The following is a 16,774-nucleotide window of genomic DNA, read 5'->3' as shown; positions in this document are numbered from 1 at the left end:
CTTCCGGCGGTGGGGGGTTCGCTGGACCGGGATCGGTGCAGCAGGCTTCAGGCGGCGGTGGCCGGTGCCGGCCCGCCGAGCAGGGGCAGGAGGTGGTCGGTACGGCGGTGGGCGCCGTCCATCGCCAGGAGCACTCCCGCCGACCCGGTGGCGAGGTCCATCGACAGCCGGACCAGGTGCCTGCCGGGGAAGGCGAGGCCGTCACCGTGGGGTACGGCGTGCCGCCACAGGTCGCGCAGGTGCCCCTGGAGCGCGGCGTCGTCGTCGGTGCCGTGGCCGGCGGCCGTCAGGAAGTACAGCAGTCCGGCGCGGCCGTCGAGCAGGCCGGGGAAGACGGTGAACTGGCCGCGCGCCGCCAGCCGGATCGAGGCGAGGGCCTCGGTGAGGCCCGTGCCGCTGCGGTGCTTCAGGAAGGCCGCCAGGGCGAGTCCGATGCCGGTGGATCCGGTGCCGAGGTAGAGAACGGACCGCCAGCCGTCGTCGACCTGCAGGGAGCCTTCGACGTCGGCGCACTGGGCGAGGTCGCGGCGCAGTGCCCTCTCGGCGAGGTCGAGGTATCCGGGCTCGCCGGTGCGTTCGTGCATGCGGACGAGGAACAGTGCGGCTCCGGCCGCTCCTGTGGTGAGGCCCGCGCCGGGTTTCTTGCCGGCCGGGTGGCCGAGTGTGGCTTCGATGCGTTCCGCGACGCGGTCGGCGATGCGGCGGGCATGGTCGAGGTGGCCGCTGTCCCCGTGACGGGCGTGGAAGCCGAGCGCGGTCAGCCCCGTGCCGGGCAGTCCGGTCAGCAGGCCGAGGCTCGTCGGTTCGCCGGTACGGCCGAGGGCCCGGCCCAGGATCTCGGTGGCCTCCTCGTGCCGTCCCAGGAGGTCGAGGACGGTGGCCACCCCGCAGGAGCCGTTGAAGAGGCCGACGGGTGCGCGGTCGATGTCCCGCAGCGTCGTGGCGGTGAGCCAGCCGGTCCACGCGGGGTCGACGGCGTGGCCCGTGGCGTGCAGGGCGTACAGGACGCCGGCTGCGCCGTGGGACAGGTTGGTTCCGCCGCCCTCCCGCGCTCCGTCGGGATCATTGGGGAAGAGCCGGTCGTCCCGGTGGAGAGTGGCGCAGGCGGTGAGCGCCGCGACGAGCTCCGCCCGGTTGTGCTCCCAGTCCTCCCCGTCCTTGCCGACCGGTCCGGGGCCGGGTGGTGCCGGTGCGGCGGTACCCGTGATCGCCGCCATGGCGGCTGCGGCGTCATGGGCGTAGCCGGCCGGCAGGGGGAAGAGTTCGTGCGCCCACCGTGCGAGCTGGCCGGGCTTGGCCGGATCCGGGCCGGACAGGGCCGTCAGCGGGATGAACTGGCCCAGGCGCAGGGCGGCCAGGCTGTAGGTGTCGACGTCGGTGCCCGTGATGTGGGCGGGTGCCGCGAATCCGGGCGCGCCCAGAAGACCGGTGCGCTGCTCGCCGATGGGGTGGGCGGCTTCCAGGTCGATGAAGGTGATGGTGTCGTCGGGGCGCACGATGACGTTGTTCGGGTGCAGATCGCCGAAGACGACTCCGGCCCGGTGGACGTCGGCGACCGCCGCGGCGACCTGGTCGAGGACCGACAGCGACCATTGGGTGTACTCCGCGTAGGTCTGCGGTGTCGCCCCGGGCCGCACCAGCGGCAGGCGCAGCACGCCCGCCTTGGCCAGCGCGTCGCCGTCGATGTACTCCTGCACGAGGAAGTCGTGTTCCCAGTGGGTCTCGTAGCCCAGCACCCGCGGTACGAGACCGGTCCCGGCCAGCGCGGTGAGCATGCGGTGCTCGTGCCGCAGCCGGGCGACGGCGTCGCGTCCCTGCGCGTCGAGCCCGGCCAGGGGCCGCGCCTCCTTCAGCACGACCAGGTCGCCGCTCCCGGGGTCCTTGGCCAGGTAGACCCCGCCCCCGTTGGAGAAGTGCAGCGGCCGCACGATCTCGTAGGGCAGGTCGACGCGGCTGAGCACGCTGAACCGTTCGATGCGCTCACGGACGAAACCGGGCACAGGAGCCCACTGCGGCGGGGTGAACGCCGCGGTCCGCGGATCGGGCACGGGCGTTCCGTCCGGCCGGGCGATGGCCAGGACGGGAGCGTCGCCCCCGTCCTGGGCCCACCGCGCGGCGAACGCCCCGTACCGCAGGAACACCGGGCTGCGCTCGCTCCAGCGCAGGTCGGACAGGATGTACGGGCCCCGCTGCCCGTCCAGTGCGTCCGTGAGGGCGTCCAGCAGCGTCTTCAGCTCCGCCTCGTCCGCCGGGTAGACGGCGATGAACTTCCCCGAGGAACCGCGGTGGGCGTACTTGGAGTTGAAGGCAGCCAGCAGCCGGCCGCTGCGCAGGTACTTGAAGGCGACGCGGTGGGAGGCGCAGACGGCGGCGGTCCTGTCCAGGACTTCCTGGGCGGCCGGGACGTCCGCCGATACGTGGATCTTCCATCCTTGCAGCGGCAGCGTGCGGCCGAAGAACACCCGCACCCAGACGTCGGCGTCGTCCTGCACCAGGGTCGCGTCGCCCACCTGCGGCGGCGTCCAGCGTTCGGCCTCGTCCCGGAGGCGCTGCGGCACGTCGAAGAACACCGGGTCGGCCAAGCAGAACGCGTACATCTGTTCCAGGTTCATCGCTTCCCCCTGCCGGAATCCGCTGGTGACCCGCCCCGGTGAGCGGTCCACTCGCGGTCCGCCGGCGGTTCCTCGATGCGGCGGGTCGGTTCGTCGGTCATGGCCACAACTGTGCGGCGGGCCGGTCCTCGTGCGATGGACGGACGGCCATCGCGGCTGATCACAGCCGACGATCGGCTGCTCATCACGCATGGACGGGCACCGGCGACATTCGTTGCAGGCAGCCGCAGGGCCGCACGTCACGGAACAAGGAAAGAAGCCCCCCATGATCAACTCGCAGCGCTTCCGGCTCGCGCTCGTCGCCCTCGCCGCCTCCGCGGCGGCACTCACCGCGATCCCGGCCCAGGCGGCGCCCGCCCCGTCCCAGGCCCGGATCCAGTCCGTGGCGCCGGCACGGGCCGCGTCCCTGGTGGACTCGCCGATCTCGCCGATGCGCTGCCGCGACGACGGCCAGGGCTGCCCCCCGCTCAAGAACGAATGCGGCCGCGCGTACGCCCCGACCTCCATCGACGCGTGGTCGAAGCACATCCAGGACCGGATGAACGAACGAGTCGTCACCAAGGAGCAGATCGAGTATGTCGTCCGTACGGGCGCGGCCAACGCCTGGTGCCAGGTCGACGAGGGCACCTGGTACTACGAGGAGCCGGTGAACGGGCGCACGCTCGGGGTTGTGGTTGGCTGGAACAAGGCCACGAAGCAGGCGGTGGGCGTCACCACCTACTGGAAGAACTGAGGTGCCGGTGGCCTGCCCGGGTCCCCCGTCCGGACAGGCCACCGCCCCACCGTCGTACACGCTGTCAGATCGCTCGACACCTCCGAGGAGTCCGGATGCGGGCAGGGGACGCAGTTGCCGGCGCGCCCGACGGCGACGACGCACCCCTCTTCCGGCTGCTCGGGCCGGTCCGGGTGGTCCCGCCCGGCGGTGCCCCGGTCCGTCCCGGCCCGCCGCTCCAGCAGGCGGTCCTGAGCACCCTGCTCCTGCGCCGGCGCCGCCCCGTCACGGTCGCCGAACTCGTCGCCGCCGTCTGGGGGAACGACGCCCCGGCCAGCGCGCCCGGGAACCTGCGCACCTACGCATGGGCGCTGCGCACCCTGCTCGAACCCGGCCGCACCGCCCGGGAGCCGGCCCGGATCCTGCGGGGTGACGAGCACGGCTACACGCTGCACACCCCGCCGGAATCGGTCGACGCCCGGCGGTTCGAGCAGCAGGCCCAGGCCGCCCGGCAGGCCCGCGAACGCGGCGACACCGCCGCCGAACACGCCCTGCTGGGCGGCGCGCTGGCCCTGTGGTCGGGGGAGGCCCTGGCCGGTGTGCCCGGCCCGTTCGCGGAAGGGGAACGCACCCGGCTCTCCGTCCTGCGCACGACCGCACGCAAGCGGCACACCGTATGCGCCCTGCGCCTCGGCCTGCACCACACCGTGATCCCCGATCTGTCGGCCCTCACACGGGAGTTCCCGCTCGACGAGGAACTGCGGGCCCTCCTCATGCGCGCCCTGCACGGCTGCGGCCGGCAGGCGGAGGCGTTCACCGTGTTCGCCGACACGCACCGCGTCCTGGACGAGGAACTCGGCGTCGCCCCCTGCCCGGAACTGACGGCACTGCACGCCCGCCTGCTCGCCCAGGACCCGCCACCCCTCGTCCCCCGCCTGCTCGCCCAGGACCCGCCAGCCCTCGTGCCCCGCCCGCCCCGCGCCCCTGCCCGGCCACCCGCGCGAACGGCGGCGCTCCCGGACGGGTCGGCACGCGCCCTCGCCGAGGCGGAGCACGCCCTCACCGAGGGGGCGGACCGCGGCACCGTCCAAGTCCTCGTGATCACCGGGCCCGACGGGGCGGGCAAAACGGAACTGGCTGCACGGATCGCGGACGGCGTGGCCGCCCGCTTCCCCGACGGTCGGCTCGTCGCCGACCTGCGGACCTGGAACCCGGTCCCGGGCGGCCCCGGCCCGCTCCTCGCCCACCTCCTGCACGCCCTTGGGGTCCCGGCCGCCGGCATTCCCGCCGACCCGGAGCAGCGGGCCGCGCTCTACCGGTCGGCCCTCGCGGTCCGGCGCGTCCTCGTGGTCCTCGACGGCGCCCGCGACGCGGCGCAGGTCGCGCCGCTGCTGCCCGGCACGCCCGGCAGTGCCGTGGTCCTCACCACCCGCTCCCGCGTCCTCGCACCCGCCCTGCCGGCCGTGACGCACATCGAGCTCACCGCGCCGCCCGCCGCAGACCCGTCCCGCGGCGCGGACGACGGCGAACCGGACAGCGACCCCCGGGGCCAGGAGGACCTGCTGCCCGAACTGGCCCTCGCCGCCCGCCGGATCACCCGTTCCGGACCCGGCCCGTCCTCCGTCGACGCCCTCGCGGCCGTGCTGGGCACCGGCCCCGCGGACGCGGCCCTCATCGCCGAGGCACTCGTGGACGCGGGTGTCCTGGAAACTCCCGCCGCGGGCACCTACAGCCTGCCCGCACGCCCCTGAAGGACCGGCAGCCGACGGCCGTCACTGTTTTCGTGACGCCTGCCGGAGTTTCGTCACGATCACCCGCCCGCCAGGTGCTCTCCGCCCGCCCCGACGCTCACCTTCTCCTCCCCCCTCCCGCCGCACCTGCGGCCTTCCCTCACACCTGTCCGCGGCACGCGGGGAACCGGACCCCGGAAGGCGGAATCCGGCTGCATGCGGTTCCGCGGCGCCGGGCGTCGACCCGACCCGGCCGAGCCAGGACGCCCGTCACCGCATGCCTCCTAAAAGTGCATGGCATTCACATGATCCTTTGAGAGTGCAGTCGCGCATCGGGCCGCCCTGGCAAGGTCGTTCCAGGCCCGGCGGTCCGGTTCCCCCACCGGACCGCCGGGCCCTGGAAACCCGTCTGCCCTTCAACGGAGGTGACACCGTGCGCACGACCGCCGCGTACATCCCGACCGGGCCCGCCCCGACCACCCGCTCCCTCCCGGGCCCCACGGACGGACGGACACACCGCCGCGAGGAGGGAGCCCGCCGTGAGCAGCGCTGAGCCCGAACCGTTCTTCTCCGTGCTCGGAGCGGTCCGGGTCCGGCGGGGCGACGCACCCCTTCCCCTGGGATCGCCGCAGCAGCGGGCGCTGCTCGCGATGCTCCTCCTGCGGCGCAACGCCGTCGTGGACCTCGACGAGATCGTGGAAGGCCTGTGGGGAGAAGAGCTGCCGCGCACGGCGGTGGGCACGGTCAGGTCGCACGTCTACCGGCTCCGGCGCACGCTCGGTCCCCGGATCGCAACCCACGGCCAGGGATACCTCCTGCACACCGCTCCGGGCACGCTGGACCTCGATGCGTTCGACCGGCTGGTCGCCGAGGCCCGCGCGTGCACCGCCGGGCGAAAGCCCGGCGAGGCGGCCGGGCTGCTGGCCCGGGCGCTCGACCTGTGGCAGGGGCCCCCGCTGGCGGGGCTCCCGGGCCCGCACGCCGCGATCCACCGCGAACGCCTGTCGGAACTGCGGCTGTCGGTGCTGCTGGAACGCATCGAGCTCGACCTGCGGCTGGGGCGCCACGCCCGGCTCGTTCCCGAACTGACCAGGCTTTGCGCGGAACACCCCCTGCACGGGAGGCTGCGCGAACTGGCCGGGCTCGCGCTGGCCCACAGCGGCCCCGGCGTCCGGACGGTGCAGGACGAGCAGGCCGTGCGTCCCCACCGGATCCCCGGGACGCCCCCCGCCGCCGGCGAACCCACCGCACCCGGCGACGCGCCCCGCGAGGCACCCGGCCGCCCCGACCGCACCGCGCGGCCCACACCGGCCCAGCTCCCCTTCGCACCGGACCGCCTCGTCGGCCGCACCCAGGCGGTGGAGGACCTCCTCGGCACGCTGACGGCCCCTCCCCCCGAATCCGTCGCCGTCGCCACGGTCACCGGCACCGGGGGCGTCGGGAAGAGCGCACTGGCCGTCCATGTCGCCCGGCGACTGCGGGACCGCTTCCCGGACGGGCAGCTGTACGCGGGCCTGCGCGGCACCTCCGCCGACTCCGCGGACCCCGGCACGGTCCTGGCCGGCTTCCTCCAGGCGCTCGGGCTGGACGAGCAGGAGATCCCGGACGGACCGCAGGAGCGGGCCGCGCTCTTCCGCACGACCGTGGCCGACCGGCGGATCCTGCTGCTCCTGGACGACGCCCGCGACACCGCCCAGGTCGAGGCGCTGCTCCCGGGTTCTCCGACCTGCGCAGTGATCGTCACCGGCCGTGCGGCCCTGGACGGGCTGCAGACCGTGCGCCGCGTCCGCCTGGAACCCCTGACGGCCCCCGAAGCGCTGGCCGTGCTCGGCACCGTCGCGGGTGCCGAGCGCGTCGCCGCCGAGCCCGCACAGGCGGCGGCTCTGGCCGAGCGGTGCGGTGGGCTGCCCTTGGCCCTGCGCCTGGCCGGCGCGCGGCTCGCGGCCCGGCCCTCGTGGTCCCTCTCCGACTTCGTCCGCCTGCTCAACGGCTGCCACCCCGCCTTTCCCGCGCTGCCCCCGTTCTCCGTGTTCCCCGCGCCGGCCGGAACCCAGGACGGCATCACGGCGTGCGTCCGGCCCAGCTATGACCTGCTCGACGACGAAGAGGCCCGGCTGTTCCGGCTGCTGGCGCTCTCGGGCCCGGGTACCAGGGACGTCGCGGGCGCAGCCGCCCTCGGCGGGCTGTCACCAGCGCGCACCGGGCAGTTCCTGGAACGGATGACCGGGCTCGGTCTCCTGGCGTCGCCCGCCCCCGGGGTCTACCTCCACTACCCCCTGCTGCGGACGTTCGCGGCCGAGCGCTCCCGCGACGACGACCGCCCCGAAGAACGGGCGGCGGCCCTGACCCGCTTCCTCGACCACCTGCTCGCCGACGCCCGCACCGTCCACGCCGCCGAACGCCCGGGACACCACGTACCGGGCCTGCTGCCCCCCGGCGGCCACCCCGGACGCCCCGACAGCCGGCGGCGGCTGCTCGACCCCGAACACGACGACGCGCTCACGGTCGCCGCGCAGATCCTCGAAGCCGCCCCGTCGGCCGTCGCCACGGCCGCCGATCTCGCGCTCGCCGTCGAACCCCTCCTGGAGGATTCCCACCTCTGGGCCCGGTCCGTCGACCCGCTCCGTACGATGCTGCAGACCGCCCAGGACCAGGGACACCTGCGCGCAGCGGGCCGCGCCGGCTACGTGCTCGCCAGCGCGCTGGCCCAGCTCGGGCTGCTGGACGAGGCGGACCGGATGCTGGACACCAGCGAACACGCGGCGCAGGCGGTGGGGGACGACGCGGTGCACGCCGCGGTCCTCAACCGGCGGGCCCTCCTGTGCCAGTACCGGGCGGACTGGCACCGGGCAGAGGCCCTGCACCGGAAGGCGGTCGCCGCCGGCGAGGCCTACGGCAGCGCCTGGGCCGCCCGCCACGCGCGCGCGGGCAGCGTCAGCACGTTGCTGCGCCTCAGCCGGCGCGACGAGGCCTCCGAGGTCAGCCGGACCACCCTCGCATCAGCCGTCGACGCGGGGGACCGGGGCGGCGAGGCGTACGCCCTCTACAACCTGGGACTCACCGCCCGTCATCTCGGCCGCACCGACGAGGCGGTGGCCCGGCACCGGCAGAGCGCCGCACTCGGAGTGCGGGTACGGATCCCCCGCGATGGAGGCGATGAACCTGGTGTCGGAAACAGCCGCACAACTGGCCGGCAACCGCTTGCCGGACGCCGTGGACTGCGGCGAGCGCGCGGTCGCCGCGACTCGCCGGCTCGGCTGGCGTACCGCCGAGGCCCGTGCCCTCCGCCTCCTGGGCACCGCCCTTGCGGCGGCCGGCGACCGCAAGCGGACCGGACCCCAGCCCCGGCGACCCGCGAACGCCGCCGTCTCCGCCGCCCGGCGTCCCGTGGGTGACGGGTCACTGGCGTAGAGCTTGGTCGGGCCGATTGCGCCGGCGTCTGCGCCGGCTGCCCACCGGGGCCCGCGGCGCGGCGCCCGGCGGAGATTCGTCACGCGGCCGGCGGGTTTCGTGACGGGTGTCAGGCCCTGGCGATCCAGTGGAGCCGTGTTCCCTGAACGCCGGCGTGGGGGGGGGCGATGAGGCCGGCTTCGAAGCGGCTGTGCGATGCCGAGGCGGCGCCTGCCGGTGTGTCCCGATGCCTTGAGCGAGCAGGGCGAGGATCGTCCGGTTCACGGTCCGGGAGGCGCCTCGTGCGGCGTGGGGCCGGTGACGACGCTGGACCCCCTCCTCAAGGTGCACGGCACACAGATGATGCCTGGGGGGACTGCCGCGGGGGGCGCGTGGTCGGCACAGTGGTGATCACGGCCGCGGGACAAGCGGCCGGCGAGCAGCACGACACCGGCGGACTGACCACTGCCGGGTGACAACAGGAGTTGACTCACATGCGGGGAAACACGACCCGGGCCCTGGTGGCCCTCGTACTGGCCGCGGGCATCGGATGGGGCGGAGCTGCCGCCTCGGACGGGCCCGGCGCCAGGTTCCGCGTCAGTGCTGACGTGGAACTTCCCGGATGGATCGACCCCGGCAAGGACTGCCCCGTGACGACCGCGTGGGGCGACGCGCTCTGCCCGCCCCGGCAGTACTAGACCTCCCGGAAGACCGGGAGAGGGGGCGGCGGGTTCCATCCGCCGCCGGTTGGGTGGTCGTGGGCCCTCCACCGGTCAGCGCAGAGCACAGACGGGTCCTCGGGGTCATCGCCGGGCCGAGGACCGGCGGCCGGCGTAGGTACCGCTGGTGGCCGCGGCCGGCGCCGGTGTCACAGGCGACCGGTCACCACGAGATCAGGAAGCGGCGGGCGGACACGGCGGTGGGGCCCGCACCCCCACGGTGCGGGCCCCACCGGAGCCTCATTGCGGACCGGCCGCGGCTACCACCGGTACCAACGCCCGCCGCCGGTCCTCGGCCGGGCGACGAACCCGAGGAGCCAGAGCACCAGCACGGCGAGCGCCACCCACCAGAGGACCTTCAGTGCGAAGCCGGCTCCGAACAGGACCAGGGCGAGCAGAAGAACGAGGAGCAGGGGAACCATGGTCATCACCTCCGCGCCCTCGCATGCCCCCGTAACTCCCGTGCATGCACGGCCCCGGCCGAAAGGCCCCCCGCCGGTGCGGTGGCGCCGGGCGACGCGGCCGAGGTGCGGCGCCGTGATCGCCGTTCCCCCGGTGGCGCCGTCGGCGGCGGCCCGGTGGAGCGGCCGGTACCGGCCCGCGCGCGGGCGCCGGACGCGGCCCGAGCCGCCACGCGGCCGGACCCCCGGACCCCGTCCCCCTGTCCCCCGGTCGGGGGACACCGGGGCCGGGGGCGGGCGGGCACCGGCGCGTCGGGCGGGCGGCCGGGCGGGGGGCCGGTAGTCGAAGGGGGTGCAGGCACGGCGACGGGGCTCCGCGGCCGTGGGGCTGCGAAGGCGCGACGCCCTGGAGGACCCCGATGACGGCGCTGGACCCCCCGCTCCCCCCGGAGACGGCGGAACGGACCGGACACCGCGTCCGGCAGGGATCCGCGGTGCTGCGCTGGCTGTCGACCACCGACCACAAGGTGATCGGCAACCTCTACCTGGTGACCGCCTTCTGCTTCTTCCTCTTCGCCGGGGCGCTGGCCCTGGTGATGCGGGCCGAGCTGGCCCGCCCGGGGCTGCAGATCGTCTCGAACCAGCAGTACAACGAGCTGTTCACCGTCCACGCGACGATCATGATGCTGCTGTTCGCGACACCGACCTTCACCGGATTCGCCAACGCGCTGATGCCGTTGCAGATCGGCGCCCCGGACGTCGCGTTCCCCCGGATGAACGCCTTCACCTACTGGGTCTACCTGTTCGGCGGCCTGATGGTGGTCTCGGGGTTCCTGACCTCCGACGGCGCGGCGGCCTTCGGCTGGTTCGCGTACGCGCCGCTCAACGGCGCCGTGTACTCCCCCGGGACGGGACCCGACCTGTGGGCGATGGGGCTCGCCGTGGCGGGTCTCAGCACGATCCTCGGCGCGGTCAACTTCATCACCACGATCGTGTGCCTGCGCGCTCCGGGCATGACCCTGTTCCGGATGCCGATCTTCACCTGGAACGTGCTGTTCACGTCCATCCTGGCCCTGCTGGCGTTCCCGGTGTTCACAGCGGCCCTGCTGGCGCTGGAGGCGGACCGGAAGTTCGGCGCGCACGTCTTCGACGCGGCGAACGGCGGCGCGCTGCTGTGGCAGCACCTGTTCTGGTTCTTCGGCCATCCGGAGGTCTACATCGTGGCCCTGCCGTTCTTCGGCGTGGTCAGCGAGATCGTGCCCGTCTTCAGCCGCAAGCCCATGTTCGGCTACGTGTCCCTGATCGGGGCGACCATCGCCATCACCGGCCTGTCCGCGACCGTGTGGGCGCACCACATGTTCGCGACGGGCGCCGTCCTGCTGCCGTTCTTCTCCCTGCTGTCGTTCCTGATCGCCGTGCCGACGGGAGTGAAGTTCTTCAACTGGATCGGCACGATGTGGAACGGCTCCCTCTCCTTCGAGACGCCGATGCTGTGGTCCGTCGGCTTCCTCGTCACCTTCCTGCTGGGCGGCCTGACCGGGGTGCTGATCGCCTCGCCGCCGCTGGACTTCCACCTGACCGACAGCTACTTCGTCGTCGCCCACCTCCACTACGTCCTCTTCGGCACGATCGTCTTCGCCACCTTCGGCGGTCTCTACTTCTGGTGGCCCAAGCTGACCGGCCGGATGCTGGACGAGCGTCTGGGCCGGCTGCACTTCTGGACCCTCTTCCCCGGCTTCCAGCTGACCTTCCTGGTCCAGCACTGGCTGGGCGAGCAGGGCATGCCGCGCCGGTACGCCGACTACCTGGCCTCCGACGGGTTCACCCTCCTCAACACCGTCTCCACCATCGGCGCCTTCCTGCTGGGCCTGTCCACGCTGCCGTTCCTCTACAACGTCTGGAAGACCGGGCGCCAGGGCGAGCGGGTGACGGTCGACGACCCCTGGGGCTGGGGCCGCTCCCTGGAATGGGCGACGAGCTGCCCGCCTCCCCGCCACAACTTCCACACCGTGCCGCGGATCCGCTCGGAGTCCCCGGCCTTCGACCTGCACCACCCGGAGGTGGCCGGTGAAGGGTGAGGCCTGGCTGTTCACGGGGACGGCCCTGTTCTTCGGGGCCACCACCGCCGTCTACCGCTGGTTGTCCGACGACCCCGCGGGCAGCTCCGCGCTGTGCGTGTCCTTCGTGATGTCCGGCCTGGTCGCCGCCTTCCTGTGGCGGCAGTACCGGCGGGGCGGGGAGCGGCCCGAGGACCGTGGGGACGCCGAGGTGCCGGAGGCCGCCGGCCGCCGGATCTTCTTCCCCGACCGGAGCTACTTCCCCGTCCTGACGGCCGCCGGCGCCGCCCTCTCGGCACTGGGCGTGGTCCAGGGGCTGTGGCTGTTCCTGATCGGCTTCGGGGTGCTGGTGCCGGGGGTCCTCGGCTTCGCCTTCCAGAACCTCGGCCATCCGGAGTAGCGCGCCGGTTCCGGGTGGTGTCACGGGGACTTCGCCGCGGCCCCCTCCGGGCGGTCCGGGCCGGCCGTCACCCCGGCGATCTCCCTGCGCTGCTCGGGGGTCACCGGGTAGGGGACCTGGTCGCGGTAGTACCAGGAGCTGACGGCCGCCCGTACCCGCATCAGCAGCCGGCGGGGCAGGGAGCGGGTCGGGTCGCGGTCGTCCTCCAGGGGCCGGGGCCGCTCCCCCACGAGCATCCTGTACCGCCGCCCGTCCGGCAGGGCCCGGTGCTCGGGGTGGAAGCCGCCCTCGGCGCCCTGGCGCACCAGGCCCGTCTCCCCGCCCTCGGTCAGCAGCTCGCGTTCCCGGTCCTGCAGGGCCAGGCACAGCCGCCGGGTGAGCCAGAAGACCCCCGCCGGCACCGCGAAGAACGCCGCGCGCAGGGTCCACGTCAGGGCCGGCAGGGGGACGGCGAAGACGTACGCGAGGATGTCCTGGGCCCCTGCCAGCAGCAGGACGGCGTACCAGGCGAGGGCCGCCGCGCCGAAGGCCGTGCGGACGGGGCGGTCGCGGGGGCGGTCGCACAGGTGCCGCTCGCCGCCGTCGCCGGTGATCCAGCGTTCGAAGAAGGGGTAGGCGTACAGCGCGGTGAAGAGCGCGCCGGGCAGCAGGACGGCCGCCACGAAGGGGTTCCACGCCACCGTGTGCCCCCACAGCCGGGTCTCGACCCCGGGCATCAGCCGCAGCGACCCCTCCAGGAAGCCGATGTACCAGTCCGGCTGGGAGCCCGTGGAGACCAGGTCGGGGCGGTAGGGGCCGTACACCCAGACGGGATTGACCTGCGCGACGGCCGCGAGGGCGGCGAGCAGGCCGGACACGAGGAGGAACAGCCCGCCCGACTTGGCCAGGTACTGGGGGAAGAAGGGCAGGCCGACGGCGTTGCGGCCGGTCCGGCCGGGCCCCGGCCAGTGGGTGTGCTTGAGGTGCACGACCAGCAGCAGGTGCGCGGTGACCAGGCCCAGCAGCAGTCCGGGGACCAGCAGGATGTGCACGGGGTAGAGGCGGGGGACGATGTCCGCGCCCGGGTACTCCCCGCCGAAGGCGAAGAGGGCCAGGTACGTGCCGGCCACCGGGACCGAGAGCGCGATGCCCTGGGCGATGCGCAGGCCGGTGCCGGACAGCAGGTCGTCGGGGAGGGAGTAGCCCGCGAAACCCTCCAGCGTGGCGAGGGCGAACAGGGTGACGCCGATGGTCCAGTTGAGCTCGCGGGGGCGTCGGAAGGCTCCGGTGAGGAAGACGCGCAGCAGGTGCGCCCCGATGGCGGCGAGGAAGACGATCGCCGCCCAGTGGTGGACCTGCCGGATCAGGAGTCCGCCGCGGACGTCGAAGCTGATGCGGAGGGTGGACAGGTAGGCCTGCGACATCCGCACGCCGCGCAGGGGCGCGTACGACCCGCGGTACACGCTCTCGCTCATCGACGGGTCGAAGAAGAAGGACAGGTACACGCCGGTCAGCAGCAGGACGACGAAGCTGTAGAGGGCGAGCTCGCCGAGCAGGAACGACCAGTGGTCCGGGAAGACCTTGCGCAGCGTGCCGCGGGCGATCTCGGCCAGCGGCAGCCGCGCGTCCAGCGCCTCGGCGCCGCGCGAAGCCTTCCGCCTGCTGCGCTGGGAACCCGGCACCGGCGTGCCCCTCCTGTCGTCGCGCGCGTACGCCGGATCACGCTACCGAATCCCCGTAGACCAGGGCAGAACAGACACGACAGCCATCAGGGTGCGGACCACCCACACCCCCTCAGCCCCGCCCCCCTCCGCTCCGACTCCTCGCGCCGGACGCCGCCGGCGCCGGCCTCGCTGCGGGCCGGCGCGCCGCAGCCGGAGACCGTGGAGCACGGGGAGGGCCGTCGACCGAGATTTTTCGAAGCTCTTCTCTCCGACCCCGTCCAAAACCGGGTCTGCTTGCCTCACGTGCAGCGACCGGCCCACCTGCGGCGGTCGTGAGGAGAACAGAGATGACCGACCTGATGCCCGTGGCGACCCCCTGCCTGGGGTGCGCCGCCCCCGTCGACCTGCCGGACTCCCGGGGGCCCGCCGGCGGCGCCGCGGCGGAGTACCTCGACCCGTCCCGCTGGTGCGACCGGTGCCTGCGCCACTACGACGACTGGGACCGCTTCTTCCTGCTCTACCACCCACGGCTGCGCAGGTTCTGTCTGGACAGGCTGAAAGGGCTGCTGCCCCGGCACCAGGACTTCCGGCAGGCCGCCGACGACATCGCCCAGGAGACGATGCTCATCGCGTATCGGCACTTCCGGTCCTGGGACCGGCCCGAGCGTGCGATCTGGACCACCGCCCGCCGCGAGATCTACAGGATGTGCGAGGCCCACCGCATCGTGACCGAGGACGGCTTCACCATCACGGTCGGCCATGTCCCCTCTGTCGTCCCGGAGGTTCTCGGCCGGGCCGTCACCCCGGATCCCGCCCAGGCGGTCGTCGACAAGATCGCGCTGTACTCGGCGCTCTCCCGGATTCCCCGCTCCCAGCAGGAGGCCGTCCTGACCCACCTCGCCTTCCAGGTTCCGGCGGCGGAGGCCGGCCGGCTGCTGGCCCGGCCGGCATCGACGGTCAAGACCCAGTCGGACAGCGGACGCACCCGCCTGGGACGAGCGGCCGCCACGGGTGCCTTCATCGCCCTGCCGGGAGCGGGTCTCGCGGGCCTGTACGAAGTCCTGCGGCACGTTCCGCTCGAGGCCGTCACCAACAGCGCCCTCGACGCGCTCACCCGGCCGCACACCTATCCGGTACTCGTGGCCCTCGCCGTCAGGCACGGCATCCCCTACCTCCGCGAGCGCTACCGAGCCCACCGCCGGGCCCGCGCCCACAGCGGGACCGACGCGACCGACCACCACGACGACAGCCACGAGCGCTCGCCCGGGAGGGGCCGCCGTCACGCACCCGGGCGGTGATGTCGGCGGCGACGCCTGGGTCGTTGACCCGGCCGAGCCAGACCGGCCGGGTTCCGGCCCTCCGCCCTTCGGCGGAGGGCCGGATCACCATGGCGTTCGCCCGCTCGCACGCGTCGGGCAGTCGGTGCGCGCAGCCAACTCGTCGGCCGCAGCAGTGAAACCGGTCCGGCGGCCGTCGCCGGTTCGAAGCGTTCCGGTCGCCCGTGGGGCCGGGGCGACCTCCCCGTCTCGTTCGGCAGTCGGCCCGGACCGATGGGGCGGTGCTGCGGTTCAGACCGGGTGCGGGGCCCCGAGGGTGGTGAGGACGTCGGTGACGGTGTGGTCGAAGAGGGGCTCCGGGTCGGTGAGGGCGAAGTCGAGGTGTCCGAAGACCTCGACCGCGACCGCCCCGTACAGCCGGGCCCAGCAGGCGACGAAGACGTAGATCACCTCCAGCGGCACGGGCTCGCCCGCCAGGTGTTCGCGCACCTCCTCCAACTGCGCCGCCCAGGCCGGGTCCAGGTCCGCCGGCGCCCGGACGCCGCCGCGGCGCCACATCTGCACCATGAGGTCCAGCAGCACGGACCCGAAGCGCCAGCCGGAGTCGTGCGCGGCGTCCTCGGGTGCCGTGCCGGCGTCCGCGACGGGCTTGGCGAACAGCAGGGTGAACTCCTGCGGGTGGGCCAGCGCCCACCGGCGCAGTTCGCGCGCGACCTCCCGCAGCCGCCGGTCCGGCTCGTCGGACGGCTGCCGCTCGCGGGCCGCCGCCAGGGTGGTGGCGAGTTCGCCGTAGAGGTCGCAGACCAGGGCCTGGACCAGTTCCCGGTGCCCGGCGTAGTAGCGGTAGAGGCCCGGCGCGGTCAGGCCCATCTCCCGGGCGACGGCGCGCACCGTCACCGCGGCGGCCCCTTCCTCGACCAGCAGGCGGCGGGCGATGCGCATCGCGTCGGCCAGGGCTTCCTCGCGCACGCGGTGGCGGCGCCTGCCCGTGGCGGTCTCCGGGGTGTCCGTCATCTCCGCGGGCCCTTCCTCCACTTGACAAAGTTAACAGGTGTCACTTTAGCTTGCCGTGAAAGTTAACGGCGTAAACACCCGGCCTTCAGGGGGACCCATGACCTACGGCATCGTGCTGACCTACACGCTCACGCCGCGCTGGCTGGCGCTGACCAGGGACGAGCGCAACCGCATGCGCAGCACGCACATCGAGCCGCTCTTCGCCCGGCACGCGGACCGGATCACGGCCCGCTTCTTCGACGCCGAGGCCTTCAACGGCCGCTTCTCCGACTTCGCCGTACTGGAGACCGACGACCTGGGCGCGTACTACTTCCTCGTCGAGGCCCTGCGCGACACCCCGCTCATCAGCGAGGGCTACCTGGTCCTGGGCGAGGTCGTCCTCGGTGTCCGCGACGGCTTCCAGGCCTACGAACGGCACCTCAGCCCCGCCGGCGGGTGAGCCGCCCCGGCCGCCCCTCGGTGACCGTCGGGGCGGCCGGGCGTTGTGACGGCATGGACGAAGACTTCCTGGACGTGCTCCTCGACGCCACGGCCGAGACCCGCCTCAAACTGGTGACGGCGGACGAGGCGCGGGCCATCGTGGTCCTCCTCGGCGTCCTGGAGGACGCCGACTGCCCCCCGGACCAGCGCCTGGCCGCCCGGGAGCTGCGTCTGCGCCTCGGGTCCCGGCTCTCTCCCGCCCAGCCTCCGCCCGGACCCCGGGCGGGCTGAGCAGGCACTGCGGGCGGGCTGGGCGGGGGCTCCGGTCGGCGCGAGGAGGCACGCAGGTGCATCCGCCGGGCGGCGCAGGACGGAATGCACTGCGTCAGTCGTCCTGTC

At 73.9% G+C, this 16,774-nt stretch carries 13 protein-coding genes; 9 read left to right on the top strand and 4 right to left on the bottom strand.

What is annotated here, in order from left to right:
* Positions 1-47: 47 nt before the first annotated feature.
* Positions 48-2,612, bottom strand: coding sequence for a class III lanthionine synthetase LanKC (lanKC, locus tag AB0469_RS36830; protein ID WP_366455929.1), 2,565 nt, complete (start codon positions 2,610-2,612; stop codon positions 48-50).
* Between the two features lie 265 nt (positions 2,613-2,877).
* On the opposite strand from lanKC, the gene AB0469_RS36825 reads away from it, so the two are divergent.
* From AB0469_RS36825 to AB0469_RS36810, 4 genes are all read left to right on the top strand, one after another.
* The gene (locus AB0469_RS36825; RefSeq protein WP_366455928.1) at positions 2,878-3,345 is read left to right on the top strand and encodes a DUF4258 domain-containing protein; all 468 of its coding nucleotides are present in this window, start codon (positions 2,878-2,880) and stop codon (positions 3,343-3,345) included.
* Positions 3,346-3,440: 95 nt separating this feature from the next.
* A complete protein-coding gene (locus AB0469_RS36820) occupies positions 3,441-5,075 on the top strand; it encodes a BTAD domain-containing putative transcriptional regulator (protein WP_366455927.1) in 1,635 nt (544 codons plus the stop codon).
* A gap of 518 nt (positions 5,076-5,593) precedes the next feature.
* Complete coding sequence (locus AB0469_RS36815; protein WP_366455925.1) at positions 5,594-8,449, top strand: BTAD domain-containing putative transcriptional regulator; 2,856 nt, start codon at positions 5,594-5,596, stop codon at positions 8,447-8,449.
* 489 nt (positions 8,450-8,938) lie between these two features.
* Positions 8,939-9,142: a hypothetical protein gene (locus tag AB0469_RS36810; protein WP_366455924.1), complete on the top strand. Its 204-nt coding sequence runs from the start codon at positions 8,939-8,941 to the stop codon at positions 9,140-9,142.
* Between the two features lie 281 nt (positions 9,143-9,423).
* Here AB0469_RS36810 and AB0469_RS36805 read toward each other — a convergent pair whose 3' ends face one another.
* Positions 9,424-9,585 carry a hydrophobic protein gene (locus AB0469_RS36805; protein WP_366455945.1) on the bottom strand — a complete coding sequence of 54 codons (162 nt, stop codon included), beginning with the start codon at positions 9,583-9,585 and terminating at the stop codon, positions 9,424-9,426.
* 398 nt (positions 9,586-9,983) lie between these two features.
* Here AB0469_RS36805 and ctaD point away from each other — a divergent pair, with 398 nt between their 5' ends.
* Positions 9,984-11,642 (top strand): cytochrome c oxidase subunit I, encoded by a 1,659-nt coding sequence (gene ctaD, locus AB0469_RS36800; protein WP_366455923.1) that lies wholly within the window; start codon positions 9,984-9,986, stop codon positions 11,640-11,642.
* Positions 11,632-12,021, top strand: coding sequence for a cytochrome c oxidase subunit 4 (locus AB0469_RS36795; protein WP_366455922.1), 390 nt, complete (start codon positions 11,632-11,634; stop codon positions 12,019-12,021). The genes ctaD and AB0469_RS36795 overlap by 11 nt, the downstream gene beginning before the upstream one ends.
* A gap of 20 nt (positions 12,022-12,041) precedes the next feature.
* Here the strand turns inward: AB0469_RS36795 and AB0469_RS36790 are convergent, their stop codons facing one another.
* Entirely contained in the window at positions 12,042-13,682 is a 1,641-nt protein-coding gene (locus AB0469_RS36790) for a ubiquinol-cytochrome c reductase cytochrome b subunit (RefSeq protein WP_366455920.1), read from the bottom strand.
* A gap of 329 nt (positions 13,683-14,011) precedes the next feature.
* Between AB0469_RS36790 and AB0469_RS36785 the strand changes: the two genes are divergently transcribed.
* Positions 14,012-14,962 carry a sigma-70 family RNA polymerase sigma factor gene (locus tag AB0469_RS36785; protein WP_366455918.1) on the top strand — a complete coding sequence of 317 codons (951 nt, stop codon included), beginning with the start codon at positions 14,012-14,014 and terminating at the stop codon, positions 14,960-14,962.
* A gap of 270 nt (positions 14,963-15,232) precedes the next feature.
* Here the strand turns inward: AB0469_RS36785 and AB0469_RS36780 are convergent, their stop codons facing one another.
* Complete coding sequence (locus AB0469_RS36780; protein WP_366455917.1) at positions 15,233-15,976, bottom strand: TetR-like C-terminal domain-containing protein; 744 nt, start codon at positions 15,974-15,976, stop codon at positions 15,233-15,235.
* A 34-nt stretch (positions 15,977-16,010) separates the two neighbouring features.
* On the opposite strand from AB0469_RS36780, the gene AB0469_RS36775 reads away from it, so the two are divergent.
* The gene (locus AB0469_RS36775; protein ID WP_366455916.1) at positions 16,011-16,394 is read left to right on the top strand and encodes a darcynin family protein; all 384 of its coding nucleotides are present in this window, start codon (positions 16,011-16,013) and stop codon (positions 16,392-16,394) included.
* A 53-nt stretch (positions 16,395-16,447) separates the two neighbouring features.
* Positions 16,448-16,666 (top strand): hypothetical protein, encoded by a 219-nt coding sequence (locus tag AB0469_RS36770; RefSeq protein WP_366455914.1) that lies wholly within the window; start codon positions 16,448-16,450, stop codon positions 16,664-16,666.
* Positions 16,667-16,774: the final 108 nt, after the last annotated feature.

Origin of the sequence: Streptomyces sp. NPDC093801 (genome assembly GCF_040701585.1) — a bacterium.
Lineage (GTDB): Bacteria > Actinomycetota > Actinomycetes > Streptomycetales > Streptomycetaceae > Streptomyces.
Note: the sequence above shows the minus strand (reverse complement) of the source record. Positions and strands in the feature narration are given on the sequence as shown.